The organism is Stenotrophomonas sp. S4 (assembly GCF_054187805.2).
The window spans coordinates 3447954-3465095 of the sequence record NZ_CM196188.1; the positions used below are offsets into that span (position 1 = coordinate 3447954).

The following is a 17142-nucleotide window of genomic DNA, read 5'->3' on the forward strand; positions in this document are numbered from 1 at the left end:
AGCCCCCCTTCCCCATACCCCGCCGAATGGGTATACAGTCGACCCATGCCGGCAGCGTGCCGGAATGAACCCTGGGAGGGGACCATGCGCAACACCTTCAAGACCCTGCTGCTGGCACTGCCGCTGTGCCTGGCCGCCCTGTCGGCCCAGGCCGCCGACGGCGCCGCCGGCCGCTGGAAGACCATCGACGACAAGACCGGCAAGGTGAAGTCGATCGTCGAGATCACCGAGGCCGCCAACGGCACACTGACCGGCAAGGTGGTCGACATCCTGCACTCGGACAAGGGCCCCAACCCGGTCTGCGATGGATGTGAAGGCGCCAACAAGAACAAGCCGGTGAAGGGCATGACCATCCTCTGGAACCTGAAGGCCGACGGCGCCAACAAGTGGTCCGGCGGCACCATCCTCGACCCGGCCAACGGCAAGACCTACAAGTCGAAGATGGAGCTGCAGCCGGGTGGCACCAAGTTGGACGTGTCCGGCTGCATCGCCTTCATCTGCCGCGCGCAGACCTGGCAGCGCGAATAAGCGCCCCCGTTCCCGCTTCATCCCCGTGACCCGGCCCCGGCCGGGTCACCTCGTTGCGGGCATGCGATACTCTGCGGTTCCCCTCGGCTTCACCCCGCGACCATGACCCGTACCGCGCTCGTCACCACCGCCCTGCCCTACGCCAACGGCCCGCTGCATCTGGGCCACCTGGTCGGCTACATCCAGGCCGACATCTGGGTGCGTGCGCGGCGAATGAGCGGCGGCAAGGCCTGGTTCGTCTGCGCCGACGACACCCACGGCACGCCGATCATGCTGGCTGCGGAAAAGGCCGGGGTTACCCCGGAAACCTTCATCGCCAACATCCAGGCCAGCCACGAACGTGACTTCGCCGCCTTCGGCGTGGCCTTCGACCATTACGACTCGACCAACTCGGCGGCCAACCAGGCGCTGACCGAGCAGTTCTACCTGAAGCTGGAAGCGGCCGGCCACATCAGCCGCCGTTCGGTGGCGCAGTTCTACGACCCGGCCAAGGGCATGTTCCTGCCCGACCGCTACGTCAAGGGCATCTGCCCGAACTGCGGCAGCCCCGACCAGTACGGCGACAACTGCGAAGTCTGCGGCGCCACCTATGCGCCGACCGACCTGAAGGAGCCGCGTTCGGTCATCTCCGGTGCCACGCCGGAAATGCGCGATTCGGAGCACTTCTTCTTCGAGGTGGGCCACTTCGATGCGTTCCTGCGCGAATGGCTGGCCGGCGATGTCGCCCTGCCGGGCGTGAAGGCCAAGCTCGGTGAGTGGCTCAATGCCGAAGGTGGCCTGCGCGCGTGGGACATCTCGCGCGATGCGCCGTACTTCGGTTTCCAGATTCCCGGCCAGCCGGGCAAGTACTTCTACGTCTGGCTGGATGCGCCGATCGGCTACCTGTCCAGCTTCCAGACCTTGTGCGGCAAGCTCGGCGAGGACTTCGAAGCGCACCTGCGTGCCGGCACCAGCACCGAGCTGCACCACTTCATCGGCAAGGACATCGTCAACTTCCACGGCCTGTTCTGGCCGGCGGTGCTGCACGGTACCGGCCACCGCGCGCCGACCCGCCTGCACGTCAACGGCTACCTGACCGTGGACGGCGCCAAGATGAGCAAGTCGCGTGGCACCTTCGTGATGGCCCGTACCTTCCTCGATGCCGGCCTGGAGCCGGAAGCGCTGCGCTATTACTACGCCGCCAAGTCCGGCGGCGGCGTCGACGATCTCGACCTGAACCTGGGTGACTTCATCGCCCGCGTCAACGCCGATCTGGTCGGCAAGTTCGTCAACCTGGCCAGCCGCTGCGCCGGCTTCATCAGCAAGCGCTTCGACGGCCTGTTGGCCGCGCAGCTGCCCGATGCGGCGCAATACCAGCGCTTCGTCGATGGCCTGGCGCCGATCCGTGAAGCCTACGAGCGCAATGACCCGGCCGCGGCGATCCGCCTGACCATGACCCTGGCTGACGAAGCCAACCGCTACATCGACGACGTCAAGCCGTGGGTCATCGCCAAGCAGGAAGGTGCCGACGCACAGCTGCAGGCCGTATGCAGCCAGGGCCTGAACCTGTTCCGCGTGCTGGTCACCGCACTGAAGCCGGTGCTGCCGGCCACCGCCGCGCAGGCCGAGGCCTTCCTGGCCGCGCCGGCAAACGACTGGACCGACCTGGTGCAGCCGCTGCTGGGCCACCGCATCACCGACTACACCCCGCTGTTCACCCGTATCGACCCGAAGAAGATTGACGCCATGATCGACGCCTCCAAGGACACCCTGCAGCCGGCCGCCGCTGCCGCCCCCGCCGCCAAGACCGATGCGGTCAAGCCGGCCGCACCGGCACCGGCCAAGGAAGAAGCCAAGAGCACCGACGCCCCGGCCTACATCGGCATCGACGATTTCGCCAAGCTCGACCTGCGCATCGGCAAGGTGCTGGTGTGCGAGTTCGTGGAAGGCTCGGACAAGCTGCTGCGCTTCGAACTGGACGCCGGCGAACTGGGCAAGCGCCAGATCTTCTCCGGCATCCGTGGCAGCTACGGCGAGCCGGAAGCCCTGGTCGGCCGCAGCGTGGTGTTCATCGCCAACCTGGCCCCGCGCAAGATGCGCTTCGGCCTGAGCGAAGGCATGATCCTGTCGGCCGGTTTCGACGGCGGCGCGCTGGCGCTGCTGGACGCCGACAGCGGCGCACAGCCGGGCATGCCGGTCCGCTGATGCCCGCAGCGGGCGCGGTTATCGCCGCGCCCGCCGGCAGCACCGGCCACCGGACGCAACGCGATGGGAAGCAACGGAATGGAACTGGCGCTGTTCGACTTCGACCACACCGTGACCACCTGCGATACCTATGGCCGTTTCCTGCGCCGCGTGGCCACGGCCGAACAGCTGGCGCAGGCGTGGTGGAAGGTCGGCCCGTGGCTGGCCGCGTACAAGCTGAAACTGATCTCGGCCGAACGCATCCGTGCACGCGTCACCCGCCTGACCTTCAGCGACCGCCACAGCGATGACATCGCCACGCTGGCGGCCGGCTTCTCGCGTGAGTTCCTGCCCGAGGTTGTGCGCCCGGAGATGCTGGAACAGATCCGCTGGCACAAGGAACAGCAGCACACCGTGGTGATCGTGTCCGGCTCGCTGGACCTGTACCTGCGGCCGTGGTGCGAGCAGCTGGGCCTGCAGCTGATCTGCAACCGGCTGGAAAGCCAGGACGGCCGCCTGACCGGTCGTTATGCCGGCGGCGACTGCGGCCCGCGCAAGGTCGAGCACATCCGCCGCCAGTTCGATCTGTCGCGCTACGTGCGCATCCATGCCTACGGTGACAGTTCAGAAGACAAGCCGATGCTGGCGCTGGCGCACGAGCGCTGGTTCCGTGGCAAACCCCTGAAGTAATCCCAACGCGCAGCCTTCGCCACGCATGAGCCTGATCCCGCCCCTGACCGAACGCCTCGACCGCCTGCTGCCGCAGACCCAATGCGGGCAATGCGGCTACGACGGCTGCCGCCCGTACGCGCAGGCGATGGCGCGCGGCGAGGCGGGCGTGGACCGCTGCCCGCCGGGCGGCGATGCCGGCGCGCGCGCACTGGCGCAGGTACTGGGCGTGCCCGCCATTCCGTTTGATCGTTCGCGTGGCGAACACAAGGCGCCGCAGGTGGCGCTGATCGTGGAAGCCGACTGCATCGGCTGCACCAAGTGCATCCAGGCCTGCCCGGTGGACGCCATCGTCGGCGGCGCCAAGTACATGCACACGGTCATTGCCGATCTGTGCACCGGTTGCGAGCTGTGCATTCCACCGTGCCCGGTGGATTGCATCGAGTTACTGCCCCTGTAACAGGGGTCAGATCCCTTTCCGCAGGAAAGGGATCTGACCCCATCCCGCGGTTACGGCACCGCTGCCGTCACCACGATCTCGACCTTCCACTCGGCATGGGCCAGCTTGGCTTCGAACGTAGCGCGGGCCGGGGTCGCGCCCTCGACCACCCACTCGTCCCATGCCTTGTTCATGCCGTCGAAGTCGGCGATGTCGGCCAGGAACACTTCCGCGCGCAGCACGTGCTGGCGATCACTGGCGACCAGCGCCAGCAGCTTGTCGATCTCCGCCAGCACCTGCCGGGTCTGCCCGGTGATGTCCTGGCTGGTGTCTTCCGGAATCTGGCCGGAGAGATAGGCGACCTTGTTGTACACGGTCATTTCGGACATGCGCGGTCCGACGTCGTAACGCTCCATCATGGGCGTGGCTCCTGCGGGTGATCAGGCCTGCATTGTCCTCCAAACCGGTCAACGGTGGGTGCACGGGTCCCCCGCGCGACACGTCACTACCGGGCTCCGACACACCCGCTGGTCAAATGGCGGCGACAGGCGCACGATGCGCCACGCCCGCGTTGACACCGCACTCGCCCCCCCTGACGCACCCTTGCGCCGATGACCCCAGCCACCGACCCCGCCACCGCTTCCTCCACCCCGGCATGGAAGCGGGTCCTCACCATCGTCGTTCCCCTGCTGATCCTCTCGCTGGCCCTGCATGGCCTGGCCGGTGAATTCGATGAGCACGGCTACCGTGCCATCCGCCAGGCGTTCCGCCAGCTCAGCGGCGCCCAGATCGCGCTCACCGTGGTGCTCGGCCTTGCCAGCTACGCCTGCCTGATCGGCTTCGATGCCATCGGCCTGCGCCGCAGCGGCATCCGTGTGCATCCGGCGCGCATCGGCATCACCGCCTTCCTCGCGCACACGCTGGGCCAGACCGTGGGCTTTGCCGCGTTGACCGGTGGCGCAGTGCGCCTGCGCGGCTACCGCAGCGCCGGCCTCGACCTGGCGCAGATCGGCCAGGTGGTGCTGATGAGCACGCTCGGCTTCGTGTTCGGTGCGTGGCTGCTGATCAGCCTGGCGTTGTGCATGGAACCGGCGGCAGCGGCGTTGGCATTGCCATTGAATCCCGATGCCGTGCGCATCGTCGGCATCGTCGCCCTGCTCGCCTATCTGGGTACCGTGCTGCTGGTCGGCCGCGATGGACGGCAGTTCAGCGTGCTCGGCCATGCGTTGTGGCTGCCCGACCGCCGCACCATGATCGGCGTCACCGTGCTCAGCGTGATCGAGCTGGTGCTGGCCAGTGCCGCGTTCTACGTGCTGCTGCCGGACTCCACGCCGACCGGCCTGCCCGGCTTCGTCGGCCTGTACCTGGTGGCGGTGCTGGCCGGCCTGGTCTCGACCGTGCCGGCCGGCCTGGGCGTGTTCGAGTGGAGCCTGTTGAAGCTGCTGCCACAGGTGGCACCGGCGGCGGTGCTGGCGGCGGCGCTGATCTACCGCGTTACCTACTACGTGCTGCCGCTGGTGCTGGCCACCCTGCTCGCACTTGCGCCTGCCCTGCGGCAGCCGTTGCAGGCCAGCGCCGGGGCAACCCGCGCCGGCTGGAACGCGCTGCGCCCATGGCTGCCGCAGATCATCGCGCTGGCGGTGTTCAGCATCGGCGCGGCGCTGGTCATCGACGGCACGCTGCCGACGCCGCGCCGTCACCTGGTGAACGCCTCGCTGCCGATCCTGGAAACCTCGCACCTGATCGGCAGCCTCAGCGGTGTCGCGCTGCTGCTGATCGGCCAGGGCCTGGCCCGGCGTAGCCACGCGGCGTGGATGCTGGCGATGGCGGTATGCGTGATCACCCCACTGCCGCTGTGGCTGCGTGGTGGGCAACTGTTGATCGCGGTCTCGGCAGTGCTTGTGGCGATGGCACTGTGGGCCGCGCGTCGCGAGTTCTACCGCCAGGGTGCGCTGCTGGACGAAGCCTGGTCGTGGCCGTGGCTGCGCAACCTCGGCCTGGTGCTGGTGGCGGTGACCTGGCTGCTGTTCTTCACCTACAGCCATGTCGAATACCAGAACGAGTTGTGGTGGCAGTTCGCGGTGTCGGGCAACGCACCGCGCGCGTTGCGTGCACTGCTGGTGGTGGCCATCGCACTGGTGATGTTCGGCCTTGCGCGGTTGCTGCACAGCACGCGCAGCCCACTGCAACCCGCCGACGAAGCCACGCTGCAGTCATTGGCACCGGTGCTGGCCGGCGCTACCGATACCCAGGCCTGCCTGGTGCTGACCGCCGACAAGGCGGTGCTGCGCGATGATGCAAAGCAGGGCTTCGTGATGATGCAGCGCTACGGCGGTTCGCTGATCGCGATGGGCGATCCGGTCGGCCCGCCGGAGGTCGCCCGCGCACTGATCTGGCGCTTCCGCGAGGAAGCCGACCGGCTCGGCCTGCGCCCGGTCTTCTACCAGGTCGGCGAGACCTACTGGCAGACCTACCTTGACCTCGGCCTGGGGCTGGTCAAGCTGGGCGAAGAAGCGATGGTGCCGCTGCACGACTTCGGCCTGGAAGGCCGCGAACGTGCAGACCTGCGCCAGGCCTGGAACCGCGGCAAGCGCAGCGGCCTGTCGTTCCGCGTGGCGCCGGTGGAGGAGATTCCCAGCCTGCTGCCACGCCTGCACGCGATCTCCAACGCATGGCTGGAAGACAAGGCCGGCGACGAAAAGGGCTTCTCGCTGGGCAGCTACGACCCGGACTACCTGGTGCGCTTCCCGGTGGCGCTGGTCGAGGCCGAAGGCCAGATCGTGGCGTTCGCCAACCTGTGGCAGGCACCGGCCGGTGCCGAGCTGTCAGTGGACCTGATGCGCCACGTCAACGAGGCGCCGAAGGGCACGATGGACTTCCTCTTCATCGAGCTGTTCCTGTGGGGCCGCGCGCAGGGCTACGCACGCTTCTCGCTGGGCATGGCGCCACTGTCCGGGCTGGCACAGCATCGCCTGGCCGGCCGCTGGAACCGCCTGGCCGGCCTGCTGGCGCGGCACGGCGAACGCTTCTACGGGTTCAGTGGCCTGCGCCGCTTCAAGTCGAAGTTCGACCCGCAGTGGCGGCCACGCTATCTCGCTGCGCCGGGTGGCATGCACCTGCCGGCGGCGCTGCTCGATGCCACGCGCCTGATCTCGCTGGACCCGCGGCGCAACTGAGGCCGCGGTAGCGTCGGGCATGGCTCGACGCTACCGCGGCTCGTTCTGGTGGGTGCGAACCGTTGGTTCGCACGCTCTCCGGTTCACGCCCCGCCCTTGAGGATCACTTCGGCCAGGCGGTCGTAATCACCATTGAAGTGATGGTCGCCGGGCAGCTTCACCTTCTGCACGCCGTCGTTGGCCGGCAGGCCGGGGCACAGCGCGTCATCGTCGTCCTGGCCGTACACGCACAGCGTCTTGCCAGTCGGGAGTCTGGCCACTTCCGGCGCGATCGGCAGGCCGTCGCCGCCACCGCCCAGCCAGTTGCTGACGTGGAATTCGAAGTCGGCCTTCTTGCCTACCGACAGCAGCACGATACGGTCCAGCGCCGCACGGGTATCGGCGTCGAGCTGGTTGATGGTCGCCGGCAGCACGTCGGCGCCCTGCGAGAAACCGATCAGCATCACCTTGTCGCGGTGCCACTGCTGGCGGTAGTGGTCGATGATCTTCTGCAGGTCAGCAGCGAAGCCCTTCGGCGTGCGCTCGCTCCAGAAGTAGCGCAGCGAGTCGATGCCGACCACCGCCACGCCATGCTCGTTGAGCGACGATGCCACGTCCTTGTCCAGGCCGGCCCAGCCACCATCGCCGGAAACGAACACGGCCAGCGTGTCGCCGTTGCCGGTCGCCGGTACTTCCACCACCGGCAGGCCCTTCAGCGCGGCCGGCGGCGGTGCCAGGCTGACGCCCGCCTGCGCACCCATCACCCGTGCCGCAGCCACCAGGCCCGGTGAGGCATCACCACGCGCGGTGCGCTTGAACTCGCGCGCCATCGCGACCTGCTGCACGAACCCGTTGGCCTCACCCACCTTGCAACCGTGATCACCGGCTGCACTCAACCACGGGAAGTTCAGTTCGGCGGGTTGCAGCGTGTTGCGCTTCACACCATCGCCGCAGACCATGCGCTCGTGGTTGTGGTCCGGGCAGAAGCCGGTGGTGAGCAGACCGGCGAACACCTGGGTGTCGGCCTGCGCGGCCAGCGAGTAGGCCATTTCTGCACCTTCGCCATCGCCGCCGACCAGCGGCAGGTGGTAGCCGGGCAGATGCAGGGAGGCCTGCAGCCAGCGCGAGAAGTTCTCGACGTCGCCGGAGCCGAACGAACAGGTGGGGTCGCCCTCACGCTTGAGCACCCCGCGCAGGTGCGCGATGTCCACGGCTGCGACCATCGCGCCATCGGCACGCAGGGCCTCGATCGGCAGACGGCTGGTATCGCCGCCGGCGGAAGGTTCATGGAACCAGATCACCACCCGCTGCGGCGTTCCCGATGGCATGTGCACCGGAATCTGTTCGAACCGTCCGTGGCTGAACTGCTGCACGGTCGCTGCCGCGGTTGCCGGCAGTGCGGCCAGCGCCAGCACCACACCCATTACCCTGACCAGCCCTGCACGCTTCATATCGCAGCCCCGATGGAATGCGCACACGATACGCTGCCTCCACGTGCACGGCACGTACCGGTGCAGGCCGTTGGGCTTTCAGCAGGCCGCGGCGCGACGACTGCGTCGATACAGCGCCAGTGCCAGATACAACAGCCAGCCCACGATCACCACGATCACCACTTTCTGCCCCAGCCCGCGCGGCGGCCCGCCACGCCACAGCACGTGCAGCCACAGCAGCACGAAGGCCAGCCAGGCCCAGCCCCAGAGCAGGCCAGCGGCGGATTGCCAGCCCCGTTCGCGGCGCAGGTACCAGGCCTGCAGCAGCATGCCGACGCTGGCGCACAGGAACGCGGTGTTGGCCGCCAGCCCATGGATGAACGGTGCCAGCAGCGGCGTGGCTTCGGGCAGCCAGCTGTCGCCGATGGCGACCGTGGCCAGGCCCAGTGCCGAGACCGTGAACAGCAGCGGCGCCGCCGCGCTGCGCCGCGGGCCGATGCTACAGCGATAAAGGGCGATGCCGAGCAGGGCAATCGCCAGCGCCAACAGGCAGTAGGCCGCGCGCAACGCCAGCCCCCACGGCCCGTGCAGGTAGAGGCTGAGCGTGGCACGCACCCAATCCAGATCGGTGCGCGCGAACTGGGTCCACAGCGCGGTGGCCACGAATAGCAGCAGCGCCACCAGCGCCAGCAGCGCCGCCGGACGCGCGCGGCTCATGCGGACGCCTCCGGGTGCCGCGCCTGCCATTCGGCCAACGCCTTGCGATAGCGCTGCAGCTCATCGGCATACAGATCCAGCACGCACAGCGGGCAACCGCTGCCGCAGCATTCGTTGGGACCGGGCTCTTCGGGCGGCATCGGACGGGGATCGGGATCAGGGACGGACACGATTGGAAGCGGCGATCGATGGAAACGGGCACCAGTGTACCGGGCCGGCTCAGTGGTCCAGCTGGCGGCGCAGGTTGTCGCGCGCGGCCGCGTCGAGGCGCTGGTGGAAGAATTCGCTGAGGAAGATGCGCGGTGCGCGCAGCAGGCCCTGCAGGAAACGGCGGCGACCGGCGCGATACAGGAAGCCCGGCACCACGCCCTTGTACTCCTCGGCCACGCCACGGTCATACGCGGCGAACACCGGTTCCGGCGCGGCCAGGATCGCCATGTCGCAGTCCAGGAACAACGCGGCCTCGGCATCGACATCGTCCGGGCCGAGCGCGCCATGGCGGGCGGTCAGCAGGATCAGCTGCTCGACCCGGGCGGCATCGACGGCGACGAGTTCCGGCGCCTGCGCGATCGCCTGCAGGGCCAGCTGCGCCGAACGCGCCTCGTTGTCCTTTCGCCCCGCCACGTAGATCGCATCGTGGTAGAGCACGGCCAGGTAGACCTCGGCCGGCTGCTGCCAGCCGGGGCCGTCGGCAACCTCCTGGCAGTGCTGCAGCACCGCGCGCACGTGGCCGAAGTGGTGGTAGGCCCGTGGCGGCGTTGCATAGCTGTGCTGCAGCGCCTGCCACTGCGCCGGAGCAAGCGTCAGCGGGGAGAAGTCCATGCCTGGATCATCCCGCCTGCGCCTGTGGCGGGCAAGCTGGCGGTTTTTTCACCACACCCTCACAACGCCCTTTCCACGGGGCCGCAACGCGGTTGTCCACAGCTTTGTCGAGCGCTGGTCCACACCGGCTGTGGATGAACGCGCGGACCGACCAGCGGTCACTGCAGCGGTGCGCGCACAGGTCTACACTCGCCTCAGGCGGGAGCGCCCGCCGCTGCCGGGAGCCGTCATGTACCGTCCTGCCGCCCGATCCGTTCTGCTGGCACTGGCCGCACTGGCCGCACCGTCCGCGATCGCACTGAACCCTGCCGCGACCGAAGCCCCCACGGTGGTTGCCAGCACCGCCGCGCCGACGATTCCGACGCCGCAGCAGGTGTTCGCGATTCCAACGGCGATGCGCGACATGCTGCGCACGCAGGTGATCAATCGCAGCTACTCGCGCGAGCAGCGCCTGCAGGCGCTGGTGGAAATGATCTTCGACCGCCACGGCCTGGACCTGCAGTACGACGCCGACGCGACCCTCACCGTCAGCGAAATCTGGCAGCAGCGGCGCGCCAACTGCCTGGCCTTCACCCTGATGTTCGTCGCGCTGGCACGCGAAGCCGGCATCCAGGCGCGCGTGCAGGAAGTCGGCCAGGTGGTGTCGTGGTACCAGGACCAGGCCCAGGGCCTGGTCTACAGCGTCGGCCACGTCAATGCCGGGGTCGGCTTCGCCGGCCGCTTCGCCACCGTCGATCTGGATCGCAACGTGCTGTACGACCGCCGCGGGCCGCTGCCGATCAGCCAGGCAAGGGCATTGGCACACTTCTACAACAACCGCGGCGCGGAACGCATGGCCAGCGGCGACCTGGTGGGTGCACGCATCTTCTTCAATGCCGCGCTGGCACAGGACAACAGCTTCGCCGCCACCTGGAACAACCTGGGCGTGCTGGAAAACCGTACGGGCGATACCGCCGCCGCGCGCCGGGCACTGGAAACGGCGCTGCGACTGGACGGCCGCCAGGACGCTGCACTGACCAACGCCAGCACGTTGTACCGAAAGCTGGGCATGGTCGTGCAGGCGCAGGCGCTGGAGCAGCGGCTGCAGTCGGTGCAGCGCGAGGATCCGTTCGCGCAGTACATGCTCGGCGCCGAAGCCGAACGCGCCGGCCAACTGGATCAGGCGATCCGCTATTACCGGCAGGCCGTGCGCCTGTACGACACCGCACACCAATTCCACTTCGGGCTGGCGCGGGCCTATTTTCTGGCCGGCCAGTTCAAGCGCGCCGATCGTGAACTGCTGCGCGCGCAGGAGCTGGGCGGTGCCCCGCAGCAGGCGCGCTACCAGGCCAAGCTGGACAGCCTGGCCCGCTGGCGCGCACAGCAGCAGGCCAGGCGCTGAAAGCCGGTCAGGCCTTCTTGAGGAAGCAGGTCTTCAGGACCAGGCCCTTGATCTTGTCCGAGTTGCCTTCGATGTGCTCGGCATCGTCCTCGACCAGGCGGATGTTGCGGATCACGGTGCCCTGCTTGAGCGGGATCGAGGAGCCCTTCACCTTCAGGTCCTTGATCACGGTGACGGTGTCACCGGCCTGCAGGGTATTGCCGTTGCTGTCACGCACGACCAGGGTCGAACCGGCACCTTCCTTGGCGGTCCATTCGAAGCCGCAATCGGCGCAGATCCACAGCGCGCCATCGGCATAGGTATTTTCCAGGGTGCACTGCGGGCAGGCGGGGGCAGAAGACATCAGCAAGTACCTCAAAGTGAATCAACAGCCGCCATTGTAACCGCCCGGCTCCCCTGCCCTTTTCCGGGCGGCGCCCGGCGGACCGTATGACCCGATCCGGAACCCCGATCCGGAACGGGAGGCCGCAGGAACTTGCAGTCGGCGGCGAACTGCAGCAGAGTGCGCGGCCCCTGATCGCCCCCGGAACTCCCCATGCGCCTCGGCATCGACTTCGGTACCAGCAATTCCGCCGCCGCCATCGTGCATGAGGGGAAACTGCTGCCGATCCGCTTCGGCGACGCCGAGCAGTTCCGCACCAGCGTGTATTTCCCCGGCGTGGTGCCCGACCCGGACGACTTCCAGCTCGACGACGGCCAGGAACACCAGCTGCAGCAGATGATCGACAGCGCCGCGCGCGCGGCGCGTGCCGCCGGCCAGGAACGCACGCCGCAGGCGCTGCGCCGCGAAGCCCTGCGCGCGCTGCGCCGGGAATGGATGGAAGCCCGCGCCGGCAAGGAACGCAGCGCCAACGACCTGCTGCAGAACGCGGTCTACGGCGACGAAGCGCTGGAAGCCTATTTCGAGGAACACGAAGGCAACCTGGTGCAGAGCCCGAAGTCGATGCTCGGCTACAACCTGCACCCGCGCGCGAAGCAGACCATCACCGGCATCGCCGCGCACATCCTCGAACACATCCGCCTGACCGCCAGCGCCCAGCTCGGCCAGCCGCTGCGTGCCGCCCTGCTCGGGCGTCCGGTGCAGTTCCGCAGTTCGATCGGCGCAGCCGGCAACGACCAGGCGCTGGACATCCTGCGCGAAGCGGCCACCCAGGCCGGCTTCGACCAGATCGATTTCCTCGAGGAACCGGCCGCAGCGGCCATGCACTACCACGCCGAAAGCCGCGAGCGGCACCAGGCGGTGATCGTCGATATCGGCGGCGGCACCACCGACATTGCCCATGCCGAGGTCGGCGGCGACGACGCCCCGCACATCCACCGCGCCTGGGGTATCGCCCGTGGCGGTACCGATATCGATCTGGCGCTGAGCCTGTCCAGCTACATGCCGCTGTTCGGTCGCGGCATCACCCGCGTGCCCGCCCATCATTACGTGGAAGCGGCCACCGTGCAGGACATGACCCGCCAGCGCGACTTCCGCCTGCACAAGTACGACCATGTGGACGCGCCCTGGGGCGACCGCCTGCAGGCCCTGCAGGACACCGGCAACACCGCCCGCCTGTACCGCGACGTGGAACGCGCCAAGATCGCCCTCAGCGCTGCCAGCGAGCACCGCAGCACGCTGGACTACATCGCCCGCGACCTGCATGCCGACAGCAGCGCCGACGGCCTGGCCGCCGCCGCCCATGGCTACCTGGAGCAGATCCGGGAGCTGCTGGCCCTGGTCCGCAACGACATCGGCGGCGACCCGGATGCGGTGTTCCTGACCGGTGGCATGTCCCGCGCCGGCTACCTGCGCCAGGCGGTGGCGGCCGCCTTCCCGGGCGCCCGCATGGTCCACGGCGAGCCCTCGCTCGGGGTGGTGCAGGGCCTTGCGCTGGCGGCAGCCAGCCAGGATTAACAAAACGTTACGCGGTCTAAGTTACTCTTGGTCGGCTAGAACCCTGCTGCACCTTCCACTGGCCACGCCGGTGTGTGTCCACGGTGCAGCCTGGCCCGCCCAGCGGGCCTAGCGGCCATGCCTTCCTGGCTCGTTCATGGTCCGCGCAGCACCTGAGCCGCCATCGAGACCCGCTTTGGGCACCCGCCAGGCCCCTGAGGCCTTACAACCTGACGCAGCACCTGCACCCATCGACTGCCGCCGTTGTGACGCGGTCTGTTGCCGGTTGCCCGTGCTGCTGCAGCCCGGCGACCACGTGCCCGGCCAGTTCCTGTCACGCGACACCCACGGCCGTGCCGTGATGGCGCGCAACGAGGAAGGCTGGTGCGCGGCGATCGATCCCTATCACCTGCGCTGCACGATCTATTCGCAGCGCCCGGCGATCTGCCGCCAGTTTTCGATGGGCGGCGATGACTGCCGCCGCGAGCGGCAGGACTACCTGCGCCAGGCCGATGCCTGGGCGCTTTCCTCCCCTTCCACCTGACAGGAGCAACCATGCCCCGCAAGGCAAAGACCCCCGCGAAGGCCAGCAACAGCATCCGCAGCGAACGCAAGGGCGCGGCCGCCAGCACCGTGGTCAGCAGCGATTCGATCGCTTCGGACCTGGCAGCGTTCCGCAAGGCCGGTGGCAAGATCGAAGTCCTCGGCACTACCTGGGCGCTGAAGAAAGCCAGCTGACCCAGCTCCGACCGCGGCGGCGCTGCCGCCGCGGCCTGCCGGATCGCGCTCAGCGATCCAGGCGTACCCGGACACTGCCCGAATGCGACTGGATGCGGATGTCACCGTCGCCATTGCCGAGCCGTGTATCGAGATGGCTGCCGGGGCCGTAGCGCGGCCGCTCCACCTGGCCGGCGTCGCTGTTGATCGACCCGCTGAAGCTGTTCACCGACAGCTGCGCCGAGACCGTGCGTGGCAGGCGCAGGTTGACCGACGCACTCACCGATTCGACATTGATACGGCCCCCCGGTGCCAGCCCGGCCGCCGACAGGTCGATGCTGCCCGACACTGTTTCCACCGCCAGCCGCTGCACCCGCCCGGCATCGACCTCGACCCGGCCGGATACCGTCTGCGCACCGATGTCACCGGACACGCCGCCGCCAGCTTCGATGCGGCCACTGACCGTGTTCACGTCCAGCTTCGGCGTCTGCAGGCGCGCGATGACACCGCCGCTGACCGTATTGAGCTTGCTGTCGCCACTGCGACCGGAGGCGCTCAGGCTGCCGCTGACCGTGTCGGCCTGCAGGCGGCGCACATCGATGCCGCTGATGTCCTGGCTGGCACTGACCGTGCTCAGCAGCAGTTCCACCGAGCGCGGCACGTTCAGCACCAGCGTCGCGCCGCCGTTGTTGTTGCGACGCGGGTACTCGATCTCCCAGCGCACGCGGTTGGCACTCTTCTCCTGGCGCAGCTGCAGGCCATCGCTGAGCGTACCGGTGAGCTGCACGTCATTGCGGTCCCAGCCACGCACGGTCACTTTGCCGGCCACGTTGCTCAGTTCGATGCGGCCACCGGCGGCCAGGTTGTGGCGCTCGTCGATCTGGGTGTCAGCCAGGGCCACCGCCGGCAGCAGCAACAGCGCGGCGCAGCAGGTCATCAGGGATCGTGTCATCAGGGGTCTCCTCAGGTTGTCAGGCCGGACTCGGCGGCATAGGCCGCCTGCCGGGTCAATTCCAGCCGCAGCGCATAGGTGCGCTTGAGCTGGCCAAGCAGATGCGGCGCACGTGGATCCTGCGCCAGCGCGGCCTGGATCTGTGCCGCGCTTTCATCGAGTTCGTGCAGCGCCGGCTGCCATTCCGGCGCCCGGCCTGCGGGCAACGAGGCCACTGCCTGCTGGTACTGCTGGGTCATCGCCGCGGCCTGCAACTGCAGGGTAGACGGCACCGGCGCGTCGGGCTGCGCATGGCGCCACGGCGCCACCGCGTAGAGCGCCAGGCTTGCGGCCAGTGCGGCCCCCACCGGCAACCACCAGCGCCGGCGCGAACGTGCAGGCATCGCCACAACGTTGTCGGCCGGCACAGGCGCCGCCTGTGGCTCGCGCGGCGGCAGCTGCGCCGACAACCGCGCCCAGCCATCGGCGGGCAGGCTGCGTTCGGGTGGCAGCGCGCGTAGTCGGGCCGCCAGATCGTGGTCGGAATCGTGTTCGTGTGTATTCATGTCATGTCTCCCAGCCGTGCGCGCAACAGGCCGCGCGCACGATGCAACTGTGCCTTGGAACTGCCGACGGCCATCTGCAGCTGCTCGGCGATCTCGTGGTGTTTCCAGCCTTCGATGTCATGCAGCACCAGTACCGCGCGCGCCCGTGGTGGCAGCGTCGACAGCGCCCGTTCGAGGTCGCGTTCGGTGCCGGCACAACTGTCATGCACCGCCAGTTCCTGCAGTCCTCCGTCCACATCCTCAAGACTGTCGTGGTCCTGCCCGGCGGCGCGCCCACGCAGTTCCATCAGCGCAGCGTTGACGCCCAGGCGATGCAGCCAAGTCGACAGGCTGCTCTCGAAACGGAACCCGGGCAGCGCCTTCCACGCCTGCAGGAACGCTTCCTGCAAGGCATCTTCGGCACGCGCCTGCTGGCCCCCGCACAGGCGCCACAGCACGGCGAACACGCGCGGCGCATGCCGCCGGTACAGCAGTTCATAGGCCGAGGTATCGCCGGCGGCCGCCGCCCGCACCAGAGCGGGTTCATCGACGGCGTCGTGGGCGGCAGGCGGCGCGGGCATGGTGGTGTCGAGCATATCGCTTGGATGCGGCGGCCCGGGAAAAGGTTTAGAGCCGGACGACGATCACTGCCGTGCAACCTTTTTGATGGCTGCTGCATCCATGGAAGGTCCTTCGCGAAATTGCCGTCCAGGAGTCCCTGCATGTCCAGCCCATCCTGCGCCGCCCTGCTGGTGATCGCCGCCTGTGTCGTGCTGCAGGCGCTGGGCCTGTCGCTGCACCTGCACCCCGACAACGGCCACGCCTGCCTGCAGCAGCATCGCCAGGAGCTGGTCTGCCTGGCCTGGGTACCGGCGGTCGAAACCGGATCACACGCCGGGTAACATCGGGGGCCGTTTCCCCCTCCGTAGTCACTCCATGATGTTGTCACTGAAGGATCACCTGCCGCCTTGGACCCACCCCTGGCTGAATGACGTGGGCATCGCCGTGAAGATCCTGCTGACCCTGCTGGCGGCCTGGCTGCTGCGAGTGCTGGCACGGCGCCTGATCCGCCGCTTCGCAGAGCACTACACGCTGCCACCGGAGATGGCGATGGGCGCGCGCCGCATCACCAGTTTCGTGGTCTATTTCAGTGCCCTGCTGTACATCCTCAGCCTGCTCGGCGCATCGCCATCGGTCCTGTGGACCGCCTTCACCGGCTTCGCGGCCGTGGGCGCGGTGGCCTTCTTCGCGGCCTGGAGCGTGCTGTCCAACATCTTCTGCACGCTGCTGATCTTCACCACCCGTCCGTTCCGCCTGCACGACTACATCGAGGTGCTGGAGAACGGCGAGAAGCCGGGCCTGAAGGGCCGGGTGATCGACGTGAACCTGATCTACACCACGCTGCAGGAGACCGGCGACGGCCACGAGGGCACGGTGCTGCAGCTGCCGAACAACCTGTTCTTCCAGCGCACGGTGCGCCGCTGGCGCGACCCGGCGCAGGCCCCCGGCGGCATCCAGGGCGACGGCTGAGGGTGGTTTTCGGCAGGGCTGCGCCCTGCACCTGCCGAAACAACGTCAACTTCAACATCAAGAACGGGCATTCCGTGGGATGGCGGGGTGGGTCCGGTTGAGGGGGGCGCCGTAAATACGTCCATGTAGGCTCGGTCGCCGCATCCATGCGGCTCACGCCCCCCTCAACCGGACCCACCCCGCCCTCGACAGTTTCCCGCGATCTGCCGGAACGGCGTTCCGCTCTGATGGGTGTCGAC

The 17142-nt window shown here is 68.3% G+C and carries 20 protein-coding genes; 11 read left to right on the plus strand and 9 right to left on the minus strand.

Annotation, left to right across the window (positions count from 1 at the left end):
* The first annotated feature begins 84 nt into the window (after window positions 1–84).
* The 4 genes from ACUZUJ_RS16200 (at window position 85) to rnfB (ending at window position 3820) form a co-directional block, all read left to right on the plus strand.
* On the plus strand, window positions 85–528 hold the full coding sequence (locus ACUZUJ_RS16200; RefSeq protein ID WP_014038046.1) for a DUF2147 domain-containing protein: 444 nt from the start codon (window positions 85–87) through the stop codon (window positions 526–528).
* A 102-nt stretch (window positions 529–630) separates the two neighbouring features.
* Window positions 631–2712, plus strand: coding sequence for a methionine--tRNA ligase (gene metG / locus ACUZUJ_RS16205; RefSeq protein WP_101765892.1), 2082 nt, complete (start codon window positions 631–633; stop codon window positions 2710–2712).
* Between the two features lie 78 nt (window positions 2713–2790).
* Window positions 2791–3381, plus strand: a complete 591-nt coding sequence (locus ACUZUJ_RS16210) for an HAD family hydrolase (RefSeq protein ID WP_049447126.1) — start codon at window positions 2791–2793, stop codon at window positions 3379–3381.
* Window positions 3382–3406: 25 nt separating this feature from the next.
* Window positions 3407–3820 (plus strand): Rnf electron transport complex subunit RnfB, encoded by a 414-nt coding sequence (gene rnfB / locus ACUZUJ_RS16215; protein WP_458220943.1) that lies wholly within the window; start codon window positions 3407–3409, stop codon window positions 3818–3820.
* A gap of 50 nt (window positions 3821–3870) precedes the next feature.
* Here rnfB and ACUZUJ_RS16220 read toward each other — a convergent pair whose 3' ends face one another.
* A complete protein-coding gene (locus ACUZUJ_RS16220) occupies window positions 3871–4218 on the minus strand; it encodes a RidA family protein (RefSeq protein WP_005418155.1) in 348 nt (115 codons plus the stop codon).
* Between the two features lie 192 nt (window positions 4219–4410).
* Here ACUZUJ_RS16220 and mprF point away from each other — a divergent pair, with 192 nt between their 5' ends.
* Window positions 4411–6975, plus strand: a complete 2565-nt coding sequence (mprF, locus tag ACUZUJ_RS16225; RefSeq protein WP_049447123.1) for a bifunctional lysylphosphatidylglycerol flippase/synthetase MprF — start codon at window positions 4411–4413, stop codon at window positions 6973–6975.
* Between the two features lie 83 nt (window positions 6976–7058).
* On the opposite strand, the gene ACUZUJ_RS16230 is transcribed toward mprF, so the two are convergent.
* The 4 genes from ACUZUJ_RS16230 to ACUZUJ_RS16245 form a co-directional block, all read right to left on the minus strand.
* Window positions 7059–8405: a virulence factor family protein gene (locus ACUZUJ_RS16230; RefSeq protein WP_458220944.1), complete on the minus strand. Its 1347-nt coding sequence runs from the start codon at window positions 8403–8405 to the stop codon at window positions 7059–7061.
* A 78-nt stretch (window positions 8406–8483) separates the two neighbouring features.
* A complete protein-coding gene (locus ACUZUJ_RS16235) occupies window positions 8484–9101 on the minus strand; it encodes a DUF998 domain-containing protein (RefSeq protein ID WP_458220945.1) in 618 nt (205 codons plus the stop codon).
* Complete coding sequence (locus ACUZUJ_RS16240; protein WP_087923267.1) at window positions 9098–9241, minus strand: oxidoreductase-like domain-containing protein; 144 nt, start codon at window positions 9239–9241, stop codon at window positions 9098–9100. The genes ACUZUJ_RS16235 and ACUZUJ_RS16240 overlap by 4 nt, the downstream gene beginning before the upstream one ends.
* 79 nt (window positions 9242–9320) lie before the next feature.
* Window positions 9321–9923 (minus strand): HD domain-containing protein, encoded by a 603-nt coding sequence (locus ACUZUJ_RS16245; protein ID WP_101765896.1) that lies wholly within the window; start codon window positions 9921–9923, stop codon window positions 9321–9323.
* Between the two features lie 229 nt (window positions 9924–10152).
* Between ACUZUJ_RS16245 and ACUZUJ_RS16250 the strand changes: the two genes are divergently transcribed.
* Window positions 10153–11304: a transglutaminase-like domain-containing protein gene (locus ACUZUJ_RS16250; protein WP_458220946.1), complete on the plus strand. Its 1152-nt coding sequence runs from the start codon at window positions 10153–10155 to the stop codon at window positions 11302–11304.
* Window positions 11305–11311: 7 nt separating this feature from the next.
* On the opposite strand, the gene ACUZUJ_RS16255 is transcribed toward ACUZUJ_RS16250, so the two are convergent.
* Complete coding sequence (locus ACUZUJ_RS16255; RefSeq protein WP_458220947.1) at window positions 11312–11647, minus strand: zinc ribbon domain-containing protein YjdM; 336 nt, start codon at window positions 11645–11647, stop codon at window positions 11312–11314.
* A 192-nt stretch (window positions 11648–11839) separates the two neighbouring features.
* Here ACUZUJ_RS16255 and ACUZUJ_RS16260 point away from each other — a divergent pair, with 192 nt between their 5' ends.
* The 3 genes from ACUZUJ_RS16260 (at window position 11840) to ACUZUJ_RS16270 (ending at window position 13918) form a co-directional block, all read left to right on the plus strand.
* Window positions 11840–13201: an Hsp70 family protein gene (locus tag ACUZUJ_RS16260; protein ID WP_458220948.1), complete on the plus strand. Its 1362-nt coding sequence runs from the start codon at window positions 11840–11842 to the stop codon at window positions 13199–13201.
* A gap of 271 nt (window positions 13202–13472) precedes the next feature.
* The gene (locus ACUZUJ_RS16265) at window positions 13473–13724 is read left to right on the plus strand and encodes a YkgJ family cysteine cluster protein (protein WP_005410565.1); all 252 of its coding nucleotides are present in this window, start codon (window positions 13473–13475) and stop codon (window positions 13722–13724) included.
* An 11-nt stretch (window positions 13725–13735) separates the two neighbouring features.
* The gene (locus tag ACUZUJ_RS16270) at window positions 13736–13918 is read left to right on the plus strand and encodes a hypothetical protein (RefSeq protein ID WP_005410566.1); all 183 of its coding nucleotides are present in this window, start codon (window positions 13736–13738) and stop codon (window positions 13916–13918) included.
* Window positions 13919–13967: 49 nt separating this feature from the next.
* On the opposite strand, the gene ACUZUJ_RS16275 is transcribed toward ACUZUJ_RS16270, so the two are convergent.
* The 3 genes from ACUZUJ_RS16275 to ACUZUJ_RS16285 are packed head-to-tail and all read right to left on the minus strand — an operon-like array spanning window position 13968 to window position 15969.
* Window positions 13968–14849 (minus strand): DUF4097 family beta strand repeat-containing protein, encoded by an 882-nt coding sequence (locus ACUZUJ_RS16275; protein ID WP_014038057.1) that lies wholly within the window; start codon window positions 14847–14849, stop codon window positions 13968–13970.
* An 11-nt stretch (window positions 14850–14860) separates the two neighbouring features.
* Window positions 14861–15394 (minus strand): hypothetical protein, encoded by a 534-nt coding sequence (locus tag ACUZUJ_RS16280; RefSeq protein WP_458220949.1) that lies wholly within the window; start codon window positions 15392–15394, stop codon window positions 14861–14863.
* Window positions 15391–15969, minus strand: coding sequence for an RNA polymerase sigma factor (locus tag ACUZUJ_RS16285; protein ID WP_014038059.1), 579 nt, complete (start codon window positions 15967–15969; stop codon window positions 15391–15393). Before ACUZUJ_RS16285 ends, ACUZUJ_RS16280 begins: the two co-directional genes overlap by 4 nt.
* A gap of 126 nt (window positions 15970–16095) precedes the next feature.
* Here ACUZUJ_RS16285 and ACUZUJ_RS16290 point away from each other — a divergent pair, with 126 nt between their 5' ends.
* Together ACUZUJ_RS16290 and ACUZUJ_RS16295 are read left to right on the plus strand one after the other, a co-directional pair.
* Window positions 16096–16275 (plus strand): hypothetical protein, encoded by a 180-nt coding sequence (locus ACUZUJ_RS16290; protein WP_458220950.1) that lies wholly within the window; start codon window positions 16096–16098, stop codon window positions 16273–16275.
* A gap of 34 nt (window positions 16276–16309) precedes the next feature.
* Window positions 16310–16903, plus strand: a complete 594-nt coding sequence (locus ACUZUJ_RS16295) for a mechanosensitive ion channel domain-containing protein (protein ID WP_014038061.1) — start codon at window positions 16310–16312, stop codon at window positions 16901–16903.
* Window positions 16904–17142: the final 239 nt, after the last annotated feature.

Excerpts from the sequence above, each read along its gene's own strand:
- ACUZUJ_RS16280 (WP_458220949.1), bottom strand. The coding sequence starts at position 15,394 with ATGAATACACACGAACACGATTCCGACCACGATCTGGCGGCCCGACTA.
- ACUZUJ_RS16245 (WP_101765896.1), bottom strand. The coding sequence starts at position 9,923 with ATGGACTTCTCCCCGCTGACGCTTGCTCCGGCGCAGTGGCAGGCGCTG.
- mprF (WP_049447123.1), top strand. The coding sequence starts at position 4,411 with ATGACCCCAGCCACCGACCCCGCCACCGCTTCCTCCACCCCGGCATGG.
- ACUZUJ_RS16295 (WP_014038061.1), top strand. The coding sequence starts at position 16,310 with ATGATGTTGTCACTGAAGGATCACCTGCCGCCTTGGACCCACCCCTGG.
- ACUZUJ_RS16290 (WP_458220950.1), top strand. The coding sequence starts at position 16,096 with ATGTCCAGCCCATCCTGCGCCGCCCTGCTGGTGATCGCCGCCTGTGTC.
- ACUZUJ_RS16240 (WP_087923267.1), bottom strand. The coding sequence starts at position 9,241 with ATGCCGCCCGAAGAGCCCGGTCCCAACGAATGCTGCGGCAGCGGTTGC.
- ACUZUJ_RS16230 (WP_458220944.1), bottom strand. The coding sequence starts at position 8,405 with ATGAAGCGTGCAGGGCTGGTCAGGGTAATGGGTGTGGTGCTGGCGCTG.
- rnfB (WP_458220943.1), top strand. The coding sequence starts at position 3,407 with ATGAGCCTGATCCCGCCCCTGACCGAACGCCTCGACCGCCTGCTGCCG.
- ACUZUJ_RS16235 (WP_458220945.1), bottom strand. The coding sequence starts at position 9,101 with ATGAGCCGCGCGCGTCCGGCGGCGCTGCTGGCGCTGGTGGCGCTGCTG.
- ACUZUJ_RS16255 (WP_458220947.1), bottom strand. The coding sequence starts at position 11,647 with ATGTCTTCTGCCCCCGCCTGCCCGCAGTGCACCCTGGAAAATACCTAT.
- ACUZUJ_RS16250 (WP_458220946.1), top strand. The coding sequence starts at position 10,153 with ATGTACCGTCCTGCCGCCCGATCCGTTCTGCTGGCACTGGCCGCACTG.
- ACUZUJ_RS16220 (WP_005418155.1), bottom strand. The coding sequence starts at position 4,218 with ATGATGGAGCGTTACGACGTCGGACCGCGCATGTCCGAAATGACCGTG.
- ACUZUJ_RS16270 (WP_005410566.1), top strand. The coding sequence starts at position 13,736 with ATGCCCCGCAAGGCAAAGACCCCCGCGAAGGCCAGCAACAGCATCCGC.
- metG (WP_101765892.1), top strand. The coding sequence starts at position 631 with ATGACCCGTACCGCGCTCGTCACCACCGCCCTGCCCTACGCCAACGGC.
- ACUZUJ_RS16275 (WP_014038057.1), bottom strand. The coding sequence starts at position 14,849 with ATGACACGATCCCTGATGACCTGCTGCGCCGCGCTGTTGCTGCTGCCG.
- ACUZUJ_RS16200 (WP_014038046.1), top strand. The coding sequence starts at position 85 with ATGCGCAACACCTTCAAGACCCTGCTGCTGGCACTGCCGCTGTGCCTG.
- ACUZUJ_RS16285 (WP_014038059.1), bottom strand. The coding sequence starts at position 15,969 with ATGCTCGACACCACCATGCCCGCGCCGCCTGCCGCCCACGACGCCGTC.
- ACUZUJ_RS16260 (WP_458220948.1), top strand. The coding sequence starts at position 11,840 with ATGCGCCTCGGCATCGACTTCGGTACCAGCAATTCCGCCGCCGCCATC.
- ACUZUJ_RS16210 (WP_049447126.1), top strand. The coding sequence starts at position 2,791 with ATGGAACTGGCGCTGTTCGACTTCGACCACACCGTGACCACCTGCGAT.